Source organism: Streptomyces qaidamensis (assembly GCF_001611795.1).
Lineage (GTDB): Bacteria > Actinomycetota > Actinomycetes > Streptomycetales > Streptomycetaceae > Streptomyces > Streptomyces qaidamensis.
Map to the genome: position 1 here is coordinate 2,079,471 of NZ_CP015098.1, position 11,480 is coordinate 2,090,950.

General features: G+C 72.3%; 8 protein-coding genes and 1 pseudogene. 5 read left to right on the forward strand and 4 right to left on the reverse strand.

Translation table 11 applies throughout. The annotated features are described in order from the left end of the window. Positions 1–141: 141 nt before the first annotated feature. Positions 142–927, forward strand: a complete 786-nt coding sequence (locus tag A4E84_RS09075) for a hypothetical protein (protein WP_079128916.1) — start codon at positions 142–144, stop codon at positions 925–927. Positions 928–1,125: 198 nt separating this feature from the next. Here A4E84_RS09075 and A4E84_RS09080 read toward each other — a convergent pair whose 3' ends face one another. The 3 genes from A4E84_RS09080 to A4E84_RS09090 form a co-directional block, all read right to left on the reverse strand. Next, positions 1,126–1,368: a chaplin gene (locus A4E84_RS09080; RefSeq protein WP_030852293.1), complete on the reverse strand. Its 243-nt coding sequence runs from the start codon at positions 1,366–1,368 to the stop codon at positions 1,126–1,128. A 156-nt stretch (positions 1,369–1,524) separates the two neighbouring features. Next, the gene (locus tag A4E84_RS09085) at positions 1,525–2,166 is read right to left on the reverse strand and encodes a response regulator (RefSeq protein WP_062926046.1); all 642 of its coding nucleotides are present in this window, start codon (positions 2,164–2,166) and stop codon (positions 1,525–1,527) included. Further along, positions 2,159–3,304: a GAF domain-containing sensor histidine kinase gene (locus A4E84_RS09090; protein ID WP_062926047.1), complete on the reverse strand. Its 1,146-nt coding sequence runs from the start codon at positions 3,302–3,304 to the stop codon at positions 2,159–2,161. The genes A4E84_RS09085 and A4E84_RS09090 overlap by 8 nt, the downstream gene beginning before the upstream one ends. Before the next feature lie 534 nt (positions 3,305–3,838). On the opposite strand from A4E84_RS09090, the gene A4E84_RS09095 reads away from it, so the two are divergent. The 3 genes from A4E84_RS09095 (at position 3,839) to A4E84_RS09105 (ending at position 6,649) form a co-directional block, all read left to right on the forward strand. Then, positions 3,839–4,537, forward strand: coding sequence for an SDR family NAD(P)-dependent oxidoreductase (locus tag A4E84_RS09095; protein WP_062926048.1), 699 nt, complete (start codon positions 3,839–3,841; stop codon positions 4,535–4,537). Next, positions 4,534–5,577, forward strand: coding sequence for an S-adenosylmethionine:tRNA ribosyltransferase-isomerase (locus A4E84_RS09100; protein WP_062926049.1), 1,044 nt, complete (start codon positions 4,534–4,536; stop codon positions 5,575–5,577). Before A4E84_RS09095 ends, A4E84_RS09100 begins: the two co-directional genes overlap by 4 nt. Positions 5,578–5,920: 343 nt before the next feature. After that, complete coding sequence (locus A4E84_RS09105) at positions 5,921–6,649, forward strand: transglycosylase SLT domain-containing protein (RefSeq protein WP_062926050.1); 729 nt, start codon at positions 5,921–5,923, stop codon at positions 6,647–6,649. Positions 6,650–6,739: 90 nt separating this feature from the next. Here A4E84_RS09105 and A4E84_RS09110 read toward each other — a convergent pair whose 3' ends face one another. After that, a complete protein-coding gene (locus A4E84_RS09110; protein WP_174569411.1) occupies positions 6,740–9,265 on the reverse strand; it encodes an ABC transporter ATP-binding protein/permease in 2,526 nt (841 codons plus the stop codon). Between the two features lie 241 nt (positions 9,266–9,506). On the opposite strand from A4E84_RS09110, the pseudogene A4E84_RS45700 reads away from it, so the two are divergent. Then, positions 9,507–11,321: pseudogene (locus A4E84_RS45700) on the forward strand (streptophobe family protein); the annotation flags it as partial. Positions 11,322–11,480 lie beyond the last annotated feature (159 nt).

Here is an 11,480-nt window from a genome sequence, read left to right on the forward strand (position 1 = left end):
CAGTGTGGCCGGTCTCGGCTGTCGCGTAAGCCTGTGGCTCGGTCCGCCGCGCCTGTGGGCGCAGCCCTCCATGAAATCTACGCCACCGGTCGGCCGGGGCATTCCCTCGGTCCGGTCCTTGGAGGGTCCTAGGGTGGAGGCATGCTCTCGGAACCACGTGCTGGACGTCTCGCAGCTTGGGGAAATGCCCTATTGGCCGGGCTTGTCTCGCCCGACGACGCCGTGCTGGCCGTCGTCGGCGCGGACGCGGTGCACCGAGTGGAGGGGCTGGCGGGTGAGTCGGGGCAGGTCGGACTGACGCTCGCGCTCGGGCGGCTGCGGACGCTCGGGGTGACCGGGTTGCGGGTGGCTCTGCCCGCGCCGGGGCATCCGCTGGGGCTGAGCGGCCCGCCGGAGTTCAACGCGCGTGCGCTGGAGGCCGAGGAGGCGGTGGTCTGTCACGGCGCCGCCTACGGGCTGGTGCCGGACGTGTACGAGGCCGGGCCCGAGGGCGTGCAGGTCGAGGTGGTGTGGCATGTGCTGCCGGTGCGGGAGGCGCCGCCGGCGGATGTGCCGTCGCTGGGCGAGGCGGAGCGGGAGCTGGCGGAGGCCCTGCGGGAGGCCACGGAGGTGCTGTCACGGCTGGATGTGGCGGGGTCCGGGCCGGTGGCGGAGGCGGCGGTCGATGCGTACCGGGCGCGGGCCGAGCGGGGGCGGGAGGTGCTGGCGCCGGGGTATCCGCCGCGGGCTGTGCGGGTGCTGGAGCTGGCGCAGCGGGTGGGGACGCTGATCGCCGTGGCGACGGAGAGTGGGCACGGGGGCGCGGTGAGTTCGTCGGAGATTGCCGCGCGGCGGGAGGCGTTGCGGCCGGTTGAGCGGACGGCTCGGCGGGCGCAGGTCGCGGCGTACAACTCCGTTGTGGAGGAGCGGGAGCGGGGGGTGCGGTGACTGTCGGTTCCCGGTGGTCGGCGTTGGTACGAGGTACCTGGGGGGTTCGCTCCTAGGTCCCCGTCGGCCTGAGCGGCCTCGTTCTCAAGCGCCGGACGGGCTGGATCGCACGCCACCGCACGGCACACATGCCAGACCGGCCTCCCGGGCAGGACCGGGAGGCCGGGGCACCTCCGGCTCGGAGACGGAGGTGGGGTGTCAGTGGTTGACGGCGAGGTTGCCGAAGGCCGGGTTCAGGATGCCCACGACGTTCACGCTGTTGCCGGACACGTTGACCGGGACGTGCACCGGGGCCTGGACGACGTTGCCCGAGCCGACGCCCGGGGAGCCCACGGCCTGGCCGTCGGCGTGCGCGCTGGTGGCGGAGGCCATGCCCGCGCCGGCTGCCAGCAGGCCACCCGTCACCATCGTCACGGCCGCTGCCTTCTTCAGGTTCTTCACTTCTGAGCCCTCCTTGCGATTGCCGCGGCAGGCGCCGCAGCACGCACTGGAGAACGGCGGAGAACCATGGAGGTTGCGCCATATGAGGGACGTTCCCACGACAGTATGAATCTCGGTTCGGAACGCAACCTTCCGTGTTGCCGTGGGTGAAGCCTGTCAGCCCGTCACGCCATGGCGAACGGCCCACAACGCGGCCTGCGTCCGGTCGGCCAGGTCGAGTTTCATCAGGATGTTCGAGACGTGGGTCTTGACGGTCTTCTCGGAGAGGACGAGCGCGCGGGCGATCTCCCGGTTGGAACGGCCGTCCGCTATCAGCCCGAGTACCTCGCGTTCCCGCTCGGTGAGCGAACCGGCCCTTCCCGTCCCGGCGTTGCTCTCCTCCTGCGCCAACAGGGCGCCGGCGACCTCCGGCTGGAGGAGGATGTGCCCGGCGTGCACCGAGCGGATGGCCCCGGCCAGGGCGTCGGGGTCGACGTCCTTGTAGACGTATCCGGCGGCGCCGGCGCGCAGGGCCGGAACCACCGTGCGCTGCTCGGTGAAGCTGGTGACGATCAGCACGCGCGCGGTGTTGGCCAGCTCGCGGAGTCTGCGCAGGGCGTCGACGCCGTCCATGCCCGGCATCTTGACGTCCATGAGGATGACGTCGGGCTTCAGCTCCTCGGCGCGGTCGACTCCTTCGGAGCCGTCCGCCGCCTCGCCGACGACCTCGATGTCGTCCTGCACTTCGAGGAAGGTGCGCAGGCCCCGGCGGACGACCTGATGGTCGTCGACGAGCAGCACCTTGATCGCGTCAGCCACCGGGGACCTCCATCTCGATGACGGTGCCCTTGCCGGGCACCGATTCCACGGTCAGCGAGCCGCCGGCGCCGCTCGCCCGGTCCCGCATGGAGACCAGGCCGAGGTGGCGTCCCGCGCGGCGCACCGCCTGCGGGTCGAAGCCGCTGCCGTCGTCCGTGATCCGCAGGACGGCTCCGCCGCCGCGGCGGTCCAGGGTCACGTCGACGTGGTCGGCGCCGGAGTGGCGCAGGGCGTTGTGCAGGGCTTCCTGTGCGACGCGCAGGAGGGCCTCCTCCTGGGATGCGGGCAGAGCCTTCACGCCGTGGCCGGCGAAGGTGACGCGGGCGCTGTGGGCCCGGTCGAGAACCTGTATCTGTGTCCGGAGGGTCGCCACGAGGCCGTCCTCGTCAAGGGCGGCCGGCCGCAACTCGACGACCGCGGCGCGCAGTTCGTCGGCGGCCTCGGCGGCCAGGGCCGCGACCTGCTGGAGTTCGCCCTTGGCGCGGGAGGGGTCGCGGTCCACCAGGCGGGCCGCGGCCTGGGCGGTCAGGCGCAGGGAGAACAGCTTCTGGCTGACCGCGTCGTGCAGTTCGTGGGCGAGGCGGGAGCGCTCCTCGGCGATGGTCAGTTCACGGCTGCGCTCGTAGAGGCGGGCGTTGGTGAGGGCGATCGCGGCATGCTGGGCGAGGATGCCGAGCAGCTCTTCGTCGTCCTCGGTGAAGCCGCAGCCGCCTTCGGGCCGCTCACAGTTCTTGTTGGCCAGGAACAGCGCTCCGATGACCTCGTCGCCGTCGCGGATCGGCAGGCCCAGGAAGTCGACCAGGTCCGGGTGGGCCTTCGGCCAGCCCTCGAAGCGGGGGTCCTTGCGGACGTCCGCGAGGCGTTCGGCCCTGGCCTCGCGCAGCATCGCGGCGAGGATGCCGTGCTGGCGCGGGAGGGGGCCGATGGCCTTCCACTGCTCCTCGCTGACGCCGTCGACGACGAACTGGGCGAAGCCTCCGTGGTCGTCCGGGACGCCGAGCGCGGCGTACTGCGCGTCGAGCAGCTCGCGGGCCGAGGCGACGATCGTCTTGAGGACGTCGCGCACCTCGAGATGCCTGCTCATGGCCAGCAACGCGGAACTCACCGCGGCGAGGCCGGACCGGGGGCCGTGACTCATGTCCTCACGGTACCGGTGGGCTGTGACAGCCCGGATCGGACCGGTGGCGGCGGGCGCCCGGTCCGGTGGGCCTAGGTCGCAGGGCCGAGGCGGCCGGATGCCGCGGTGCAGGACCGGGGACGCCAGGGCGCAGGACCGCAGAACGCCAGGGGGCAGGACCGCGGACGCCAGGGCACAGGACCGCGGACGCCAGGGCACAGGACCGCGGACGCCAGGGCACAGCGCCGCGGAAGCCGGCGCAGAACCACGGACGCCAGGGCACAGCACCGCGGAAGCCGACGCAGAACCACGGGACGCCAGGGCACAGCGCCGCGGAAGCCGGCGCAGAACCACGGACGCCAGGGGCAGCACCGCGGAAGCCGGCGCAGAACCACGGACGCCAGGGGCAGCGCCGCGGAAGCCGGTGCAGGACCGCGGACGCCGGGCCCGTGGCCTAGGGCGAAAGGACCCGGCGGACCGCGGCCCGCGTCCGAGGCGGCCGGGGTGGCTCCGTTCCTACGGTGTGGGCACGCGGTCACGACGAGGGAGCGGATCATGCCGGTTGCGATCATCACGGGGGCGTCGAAGGGCCTGGGCCGGGCGCTGGCGGAGGCCCTGGCCGGGCGGGGCTGGGACCTGGTGCTCGACGCCAGGGGCGCGCAGGCGCTGGCGGACACGGCCGAGGTCGTCTCCGCGCACGGGACGCGAGTGTCCGCCCTGCTCGGGGACGTCACGGACGCCGCACACCGGGCGGAGCTGGTGTCGGCGGCCCGGCGGCTGGGCGGCGTCGACCTGCTGGTGCACAACGCGAGCGCGCTGGGCGCCGAGCCGCTGGTCAGGCTGGAGGAGCTGTCCCTGGAGGGGCTGCGCCGGGCGCTGGACGTGAACCTGGTGGCGGGGCTCGGCCTGGTCCAGGAGGCGCTGCCGCTGCTGCGGGCTTCGCGGGAGGGCACGGTCGTCGCCGTCAGCTCGGACGCGGCCGCCGAGGCGTACGAGACCTGGGGCGGCTACGGAGCGTCCAAGGCGGCCCTGGACCATCTGGTGGCCGTGCTCGCCGTGGAGGAGCCGGGGCTGCGGGTCTGGGCGGTGGATCCCGGGGACATGGCCACGGACCTGTACGCGGCGGCCGTTCCGGACGACCGGGAGCCGCGGCCGGAGCCTGCGTCCGTGGTGCCGGGGTTCCTGCGGCTGCTGGACGGGCGTCCGGCGAGCGGGCGGTACGGGGCTCCGGCTCTGCTGGGCGAGGCCCGGTGACTTCGGCCGTGCGCGTGCCGGCGGAGCTGTCGGCCCGGGTTCCCGTCGAGCAACGGGGGCCGGGACTGGAGCGGGATGCCGTGCGGATGCTGGTGTCGCGGGGTGCCGAGGTGGCGCACCACACGTTCACGGAGCTGCCGCTGCTGCTGCGGGCCGGTGATCTGCTCGTGGTCAACACCTCGGCCACGCTGGCGGCGGCCGTGGACGGGTGGAGCGGGCACGCGCGCGTGGTGGTGCACTTCTCCACCCGCGGAGACGACGGTCGCTGGGCGGTGGAGCTGCGGGAGCCCGACGGGAGGGGCACCACGCGCGCGCGTACAGGCGGGCCCCCGGGGTCGGAAGTGTGCCTGCCAGGAGGCGGGCGGCTGGTTCTGGAGGAGCCGCTGAGCGGGCGGAGCGAGCGGCTGTGGTGGGCGCGGGTGTCCGGGCCGGAGGTGCCGGGGCTGCTGCGGGAGTACGGGCGGCCCATTCGCTACGCCTATACGGAGCGGGACCAGCCGCTGTCCGTCTACCAGACGGTGTTCGCGCTGCCGTCGGCGGACGGGGCCGGCAGTGCGGAGATGCCGAGCGCTGCGCGGCCCTTCACGGCGCGCCTGGTGACGGAGCTGGTGAGCCGTGGGGTGCAGTTCGCGCCGGTCACGCTGCACACGGGGGTGGCCTCGGCCGAAGCGCACGAGCCGCCCTGTGCGGAGCGTTTCGTGGTGCCCGGGGCGTCCGCGTGGCTGATCAACGCGGCGAAGGCCGGTGGGGGCCGGGTCGTGGCGGTCGGGACGACGGCGGTGCGGGCCGTGGAGTCGGCGGTGGGCGCCGACGGGGCCGTACGCGCGCGTGCCGGGTGGACGGATCTCGTCGTCACGCCGGAGCGGGGCGTGCGGGTGGTGGACGGGCTGCTGACCGGGCTGCACGAGCCGGAGGCCTCGCATCTGCTGATGCTGGAGGCGGTCGCGGGGCGGGTGGCGGTCGGGCGGGCGTACACGGCCGCGCTCCAGCACCGGTACCAGTGGCACGAGTTCGGGGACGTGCACCTCGTACTGCCGTGAGAACCCCTCACAGACAGCATCGCTTGTGCAACTGGCGGTGAGAACGCATGCCGCCCGGTGTGAGCCCGCGCATAGGGCGCACGTCACGTACGAAAGTGCATAGGAGACAAAGCTCCACCTTTTGAGCGGCGCGGATCGTCTAGTCTGCCCCGATTTGCCCCTCCCTGATCCACTATCTTCCTTCGTACGTCACACCTTTGCCACGCCATTTTGCGGCCGCTAAGAATTGCTGACGTCGCTCAGCGCCGTGGGTTCACCTCCGCGGCGTTTGTGTCGGAAACACACCGAGTCCAACGCCGGACGCCGAGCGACTCCCGCGCTATTCGAAGAGGTCCACAGCAGCATGCCCAAGAACATCTTCAGCCGTGTTCAGAGTCGTAGCCTGACCCGTCACCACAAGATCGCCATGGCGGGTGTCGCCACCCTCGGCGCCGCCGCCATCGGGTTCTCCGCGGTGCCGAGCGGCGCCTCGACCAAGACCACGACCGAGGCCGCTCAGCCGGCTGCGGTGGCGTACAGCAACCAGCAGATCAAGGACGTCAAGGCGAGCGTCACGGACCAGATGGCCGGCGCCAGCCTGAAGGCCGAGCAGATCGCGGCGAAGAAGAAGGCCGACGCCGCGGCCGCCGCCAAGAAGAAGGCCGCCGCCGAGGCGGCGAAGAAGAAGGCCGAGGCCGCGCGCGAGGCGAAGGAAGCCGCGAGCCGCGCCGCCAAGCGCGCCGAGGCCAAGAAGGCCGCCAAGAAGACCTACCCGAACAACCTCGACGGCTGGATCCGCGAGTCGCTCGACGTCATGAAGAAGCACGGGATCCCGGGCTCCTACGACGGCATCAAGCGCAACATCATCCGTGAGTCCTCGGGTAACCCGAAGGCGATCAACAACTGGGACATCAACGCCATCAACGGCATCCCGTCGAAGGGCCTGCTGCAGGTCATCCCGCCGACCTTCAAGCACTGGCACGTCCCCGGCACCTCCTGGGACATCTACGACCCGGTAGCCAACATCACCGCCGCCTGCAACTACGCGGCCGACAAGTACGGCTCGATGGACAACGTCGACAGCGCGTACTGAGGCCGGCGCGGGACTCTGCTCGCTGTACGAACGCCGAAGGGCGGCACCCTCCTGACGGGGTGCCGCCCTTCGGGCGTCGTACGGCGGTGGCTACTTGCGCATGACCTCGGGCTCGTGGCGGCGCAGGAAGCGGGCCACGAAGAAGCCGCAGATCACGCCGAGGACGAGGAGCGCGCCCATGTCCATGGCCCAGGCCCCGGCCGTGTGCTCCCACAGCGGGTCGGTGTCGCCGGCCGTCTCGGGCGGGCTGATCTTGTTGAAGTCCAGCGTGGCACCGGAGGCGGCGACCGCCCAGCGCGACGGCATCAGGAACGAGAACTGATTGACGCCGATCGAGCCGTGCAGCGCGAACAGGCAGCCGGTGAAGACGACCTGGATGATGGCGAACATCACCAGCAGCGGCATGGTCTTCTCGGCGGTCTTCACCAGCGAGGAGATGATCAGGCCGAACATCATCGAGGTGAAGCCCAGCGCCATGATCGGGATGGAGAGCTCGACGAGGGTCGCGCTGCCGAGGACCAGGCCCTCCTCGGGGATCTCCCGGCTGGAGAAGCCGATGACGCCGACCAGCAGGCCCTGGAGCACGGTGATCATGCCGAGTACGAACACCTTGGACATCAGGTACGCCGAGCGCGAGAGACCGGTCGCGCGCTCCCGCTCGTAGATGACGCGTTCCTTGATCAGTTCTCGGACCGAGTTCGCCGCGCCCGCGAAGCAGGCGCCGACCGCGAGGATCAGCAGGACCGTGGTGGCCGTGCCGTTCGGGATGATCCGGCCGGTCTGAGGGTTGGCCGGGTTGGGCAGCAGGCCCTTGTCGGCGTCGATGAGCAGGCTGACCGCGCCCAGCACGGCGGGCAGGATCACCATCAGGGCGAGGAAGCCCTTGTCGGAGACGATCACCGAGACATAGCGCCGGACAAGCGTGACGAACTGGGACATCCAGCCCTGCGGCTTCGGCGGCTTCATCGCCTGCATCTGCGGAACCTGTACGGACTGCGGCGCAACGGCGTCGATGTCCGCGGCGTACATCTGGTAGTGCTGTGAGCCCTTCCAGCGGCCAGCCCAGTCGTAGTCGCGGTAGTTCTCGAAGGCGGAGAAGACATCGGCCCAGGTGTCGTAGCCGAAGAAGTTCAGCGCCTCCTCGGGCGGGCCGAAGTAGGCGACCGCGCCGCCCGGCGCCATCACCAGCAGCTTGTCGCAGATCGCGAGCTCGGCCACCGAGTGGGTGACGACGAGGACCGTACGGCCGTCGTCGGCCAGGCCGCGCAGCAGCTGCATGACGTCGCGGTCCATGCCCGGGTCGAGGCCGGAGGTCGGCTCGTCCAGGAAGATCAGCGACGGCTTGGTGAGCAGCTCCAGGGCGACCGAGACGCGCTTGCGCTGGCCGCCGGAGAGGGACGTGACCTTCTTGTCCTTGTGGATGTCGAGCTTGAGCTCGCGCAGCACCTCGTCGATGCGGGCCTCGCGCTCGGCGCCCGTGGTGTCGGCCGGGAAGCGCAGTTTGGCCGCGTACTTGAGGGCCTTCTTGACGGTCAGCTCCTTGTGCAGGATGTCGTCCTGCGGGACCAGACCGATGCGCTGGCGCAGCTCGGCGAACTGCTTGTACAGGTTCCGGTTGTCGTACAGCACCTCGCCCTGGTTGGCGGGGCGATAGCCCGTGAGCGCCTTGAGCAGGGTCGACTTGCCGGAGCCGGACGGGCCGATGACCGCGATCAGCGACTTCTCCGGGACGCCGAAGGAGACGTCCTTGAGGATCTGCTTGCCGCCGTCGACCGTGACGGTCAGATGGCGGGCGGAGAAGGACACCTCACCGGTGTCGACGAACTCCTCGAGCCGGTCGCCGACGATGCGGAACGTCGAGTGGCCGACGCCGACGACGTCGGTCGGGCCGAGCAGCTGCGTGCCGCCCTTGGCGATCGGCTGGCCGTTGACGTACGTGCCGTTGTGGGAGCCGAGGTCCCGGATCTCCATACGGCCGTCGGGCGTCGAGTGGAACTCGGCGTGATGCCGGGAGACCTGCAGGTCGGAGACGACCAGTTCGTTCTCCAGGGCACGGCCGATGCGCATCACGCGGCCGAGGGAGAACTGGTGGAACGTGGTCGGGCTGCGGTCGCCGTAGACCGGCGGCGCCCCCGCGACACCACCGGGACCCTGTTGCTGCGGGATGTGCGCCGCGGCCTGCTGCGGCTGCTGCCAGCCGGCCTGCGGGGCCTGCTGCTGCGGCGGCTGCTGGGCCGGGGCCTGCTGCCCCCAGGCCGGGTTCGCGCCCTGCGCGGCGTACGGCTGCTGCTGGGGCTGGGCCTGCGGCGTGGCGACGGAGGCCGCGGCGCCGGACAGGCTCAGACGCGGGCCGTCGGTCGCGTTGCCCAGATTGACGGCCGAGCCGGGGCCGAGCTCCATCTGATGGATGCGCTGCCCCTGCACGAACGTGCCGTTGGTGCTGCCGTGGTCCTCGATGACCCAACTGCGGCCGTTGAAGCTGACCGTGGCGTGACGCCAGGAGACCCTGGCGTCGTCGAAGACGACGTCCCCCTGCGGATCACGTCCGAGGGTGTATGCCCTGGACGGATCGAGCGTCCAGGTACGTCCGTTTGATTCCAGTACGAGTTCCGGCACTCCATGCCCCACTGAGTTGTCCCCCGATTTACCCCCGGCATGGGGAGTCTAGGGATGGCGAACATCGGGGGGAACTATTTCAGGAGCTGGCCTCTGACCGAAAGTCGGGCCTTGTGAAGACCGCGTCGGGACGCATCGGCCGATTCCGTTGACGGGGTTGAAACCGGACCGGAGAGTGGTATTTCGACGCGAGGGGGACATGCGCGGTGTTCCCGCCGCGCAGCGGATCGGGGGGTCTGCCATGAGTGCTGCCGCAGGGGCCGGGACGGCGAAGGACGACACACGCGTGCCGTGGGGGGACGTACTGATGTCGGCCGTGGCCGCCGTGAGCTGGGCGTTGATCGGGATGGCGGGGACTGCGGCGCTGGGTCTGCGGCTGCTTCAGGCGGACGCGGCGGGCTCCTTGGGGCCCATGACCGCGGCGGTGGTGGCCCTCGGGACGGGTGGTTCGGTCACGCCGTCCGGTGAGGTGTCGGCGTTCGGTATCACGGGCGCGGAGGCGGACACGGCCATCGAGATCACGCCACTGGGGGTGAGCCTGGTCGGGGCGGTGCTGCTGTCGTGGTTCTTCCTGCGGTCCTTGCGGGCGGCGGGAGTTGTGATCTCAGGGGCCGAACTGCTCGCGCGGGCGGGCGCGGTGGTGGCGTTGTTCGTGGCGATGCTGGGCGGCCTTGCGTGGGCGGGCCACGACGTCATCACCATCGACGGCGGGTCGCTGGGGCTCGACGACGTGACCGGCGGGAGCGGGGGCGCCGAGATCCCGGGGCTCGGGGACGTCGGGGGGCTGCTGCCGGACCGGCTCGGCGATCTGGTCGACGCGCAGGCCGCGGTCGGCTTCACCGTCGACACCGTCCCGACACTGCTCGGTGGGTTCGGCTGGTCGGCCGGGATCCTCCTCGTCGCGCTGCTGGCCTCGCGCCGTACGCCGCTGCCGCGGGGCTGGGAGGCCGTGCACCGCGTCGTGCGGCCGGCCGTGTCGGCGGTGGTGACCGTGCTGCTGGTGGCGGTCGCGGCGGGGTTCGCCGCGGCGGCGTACGCGGCGATCGGCGACGACCGTCCCGGGCGCATCGCCGGAGCGGCGCTGCTCGGGGCGCCGAACGGGGTGTGGCTGGGCCTCCCGCTCGGCCTGTTCGTGCCGTGGGACGGGCGCGCTTCGGGCGAACTGATCCGCTTCCTGCCGGACCCGCTGGACGACCTGCTCGGTGCCGGGTCCGAACGGCCGGTGACGCTGAGCCGGCTGGCCGAGCTGGACGGCCGGGTGTGGCTGCTGGCGGTGGCGGCGGGGTTGACGATGCTGCTGGCCGGCGTGTTGACGGGAGTGCGGACGCCGGTCGGGGAAGGGCCCGGTCCGCTGCGTTTCGCGGGCTGGTGCGCGCTGCGGCTGGGGGTCGCGACGGCCCTAGCGCTGCCCTTGCTCGCCTGGCTGACGGACGTCTCCGTGACCGCCTCCCTGTCCGTGCTCGGCTTCGACGCCTTCGGCGGGGGCATCGAACTGCACGGCCCCTTGGGCTTGGCCCTGCTGCTGGGCGCGGGGTGGGGCGCGGGGGCCGGGGCCGTAGGGGCGTTGCTCGCGTGGGGGTGCGGCGCGGCGGGGCGCCGGGCGACGGCATCGGCTCGGGGAGAGGGCCTGACTCCGCCCAGCTGGGCAGAGTCCCGTCCGGGCACCGGGTGGCCCGAGCACCGGGCAGGCCCCGGACCGGAAAACCGGCATGCCGAGCACGGGACCGGCACGGAGCGGGCGGTGGCACCCCGGGGTGGTGTGGCGCCGACGGGGTACGACGGGGGCGGCGGACGGGGCTGGCCTGGGGCCGGTGCAGGGCGACCGGGCGAGGGCGCCGATGGCGGGCAGGGACCGGGGCGGTACAACGGGGCGCCTGGGCGGGGCCGACCAGAGGCCGGTGGGGTGCAACCAGGGGACGACGCCGGAGGCGGGCAAGGACCGGGCGGGAATGACGAGGGCGGCGGACGGGGCTGGCGGGGGGCCGGTGCAGGGCGACCGCGCGAGGGCGCCGATGGCGGGCAGGGACCGGGGCGGTACGACGAGGGCGGCGGACGGGGCTGGCCGGGGGCCGGTGCAGGGCGACCGGGCGACGGCGCCGATGGCGGGCAGGGACCGGGGCGGTACAACGGGGGCGGCGGGCAGGCCTGGATCGGGGCGGGTGAGGGACGCCCTGGGGAGGACGCCGGTGCCGGGCCGGGCCGGCCGGGCACCGGC

What these genes read in the sequence shown, in the direction of transcription:
- A4E84_RS09105 (WP_062926050.1), top strand. Translation starts at nt 5,921, where the DNA reads ATGCCCAAGAACATCTTCAGCCGTGTTCAGAGTCGTAGCCTGACCCGT.
- A4E84_RS09090 (WP_062926047.1), bottom strand. Translation starts at nt 3,304, where the DNA reads ATGAGTCACGGCCCCCGGTCCGGCCTCGCCGCGGTGAGTTCCGCGTTG.
- A4E84_RS09095 (WP_062926048.1), top strand. Translation starts at nt 3,839, where the DNA reads ATGCCGGTTGCGATCATCACGGGGGCGTCGAAGGGCCTGGGCCGGGCG.
- A4E84_RS09075 (WP_079128916.1), top strand. Translation starts at nt 142, where the DNA reads ATGCTCTCGGAACCACGTGCTGGACGTCTCGCAGCTTGGGGAAATGCC.